This is a genomic window from Pontibacter sp. HJ8 (genome assembly GCF_054824225.1).
The window spans coordinates 1-2,268 of the sequence record NZ_JSYF01000330.1; the positions used below are offsets into that span (position 1 = coordinate 1).

Sequence of the window (2,268 nt, forward strand, 5' to 3'; positions counted from 1 at the left end):
GTCATGCGTATGAACCAGATGATTGAGCAGTATGGCGGCAGATCCGAAGCTTAATTTTAAGCCTTTGTATGGCTAACTCCGTATAAGAAACCACTTGTTTTTATAAATAATCGAAACCGAAAATATAACTATGGAAAACGAAAATAAGGACAACCAGAATAACAATACTGGCAGCAGCGGGAAGAACCAAAGCAAGAAACAAGCTGCCGGAGGTGCAAGTGCCTTGACGCTGTTGCAGCCGCACGATATGTCAAAGACAGTAGAATCTGCTATGCATGTGTTTCAGGGCCGTCATGAAAAATTACCTGAGCTCCTGCACGACGTAGGAACTCTGGTGCTTCAGGGTGCCCGCAAATTGTCCACGACGCAACTGATTCTGGCAGCAGGTGCTGTAACAATTGGAGCCGTTCTGATCGCAAAATATGTGGCAGAGCAGGATTTTGAATTTGAAAGTTAAGCCTAAGCTGCTGAAATACAAGACCCCTGGCCAATCCGGCCAGGGGTCTTTTTTTATAGGTGGGTGTTTCAAGCTTTTGTGGTACAGGATTTGTAATAATGCTGCTATATAGCTTCTAGCTATATTTGTCGTTATTTACCATATAAATACCAAAGCCAAAGAATTATGAAAAAAGTATCGTGGATTGCCCTGGTTGTACTACTTGTAAGTGTACTGCAGGTACAGGCACAGCAACAGATCCTGCCCCCGCTCATCAGCGTGAATGGGGTAGGGGAAGTAAAGCTTGAGCCAGATGAAGTCGTTATCAACCTGGGGGTAGAAATGCGTGAGAAAACCCTGGATCAGGCACGAAAGCAGACCGACAGCAAAGCAGCTGCCATCATCGCTTACCTGCGCAAACAGGGGGTAGATGCCAAAGACATTCAGACTTCTCATGTGAATCTGCAGCCTATCTATACCTCAAGCGAGTATGGCAAAGCAAATCCGGATTTTTACTTGGCCCAGAAAACCATGACCATTGTGGTGAAGAAGCTGAACAAGTTTGATGAGCTGCTTTCCGGCCTTTATGACAACGGTGTAAACCGGATCGATGGGATCTACTTCCGGGTGTCTAACGTGGAAAAGCATAAAGCAGAGGCCCGCAAACGCGCTTTAGCAGATGCTAAACAAAAAGCCAATGCTATGACATCAGAGCTGGGAGCTAAAGTGGGCAAAGTTTATTCCATCAGCGAGCAAAATCTGGGTGGAGTTCCGCGGGTTCAGTATGCCAAGTCGACCATGATGATGGAACAGGATATGGCGCAAAATGGTGGTGGCCCCTCCATAGCAGGTGGTGAGGTGATCGTAACCTCCATTGTGAATGTGAGCTTTGTGATTGAGCAATAAGCAACAAGGCATAGCAAGAAAAAGCGCCTGCAACTATATGAGTTGCAGGCGCTTTTTCTTTGTAGTATAGCGGGAGAACAATATAGGCGTATCTTAGCCTAGCTTCTGATATCGCTCCATGTGCTGAAATTCAGCCTGATCATTTACCAGGAAGCTGAGCGGCTGTCGCGGATTAGCCAGAATTTCTTTTTCGCGTATGCTCCAGGGCTTCAGCATTTCTTCCAGCATGTGTGCATACGCACTAGCTTCCCAGGGATTGAATATCTCATTCGTGACATCATCAATGATGGTGTCCAAGGTGAGGTGAGCGTCTTCGGGTTTCAGGGGGCGCTCAAAATATTCGGGCACCACATTGAAGATGTAGGCGGCATAAAATACACGGGCTTTGAATTCAGCCACTTGTATGGGGTGTAACTGCTCGCCCTGTGTGATACGGTATAGCTTCCCCAGCGCCTTCCGGATAATGCCGTTGTCCAAGAGTGTACACACGATCGCGACGGGGCCCAGCTTGATGCTGAAAGCCATCGTGGTGAGCTCATCTTGGTACTCGAAGGGCAGCTCGTCTTCCGTAGGGCTTACTTCCAGCAGGAAAAGCGAACAAGGTATAAAATCAGAGAAAACCATGGGTACCCGCAGTGACTGCAGCACTTTAAAAAACTCCCTGAATTTGCCCAGCATTTTAGGGTTCTCGCTGACAGCATGCTCCGGCCTGATCAGCGGGTCTGATTCCTTGATAAGTTCGGTAACCAGGGTGCCATAATACATTTTGCCGATCCACTGAAAAAGTCTTTTCTCATCTAAGGCTTTTATACCTGCCATACCTTGAGCGGCAGCCTGTTCCACCTCCTGTTCCAGCGGAATGACATGTTGGGTATGGCAATGATCGCAGCAGGGGATAGTCAGCTCACCAAAAGTAGTGACACTCT

At 47.5% G+C, this 2,268-nt stretch carries 3 protein-coding genes; 2 read left to right on the top strand and 1 reads right to left on the bottom strand.

From position 1 onward, the window contains the following. Positions 1 to 130: 130 nt before the first annotated feature. Positions 131 to 457 (top strand): hypothetical protein, encoded by a 327-nt coding sequence (locus tag OB13_RS14395; protein WP_461490867.1) that lies wholly within the window; start codon positions 131 to 133, stop codon positions 455 to 457. 165 nt (positions 458 to 622) lie between these two features. Continuing rightward, a complete protein-coding gene (locus OB13_RS14400) occupies positions 623 to 1,342 on the top strand; it encodes an SIMPL domain-containing protein (RefSeq protein WP_461490868.1) in 720 nt (239 codons plus the stop codon). A gap of 93 nt (positions 1,343 to 1,435) precedes the next feature. On the opposite strand, the gene OB13_RS14405 is transcribed toward OB13_RS14400, so the two are convergent. Continuing rightward, positions 1,436 to 2,268: hypothetical protein (locus OB13_RS14405; RefSeq protein ID WP_461490869.1), on the bottom strand; the 833-nt coding region annotated here is incomplete at its 5' end.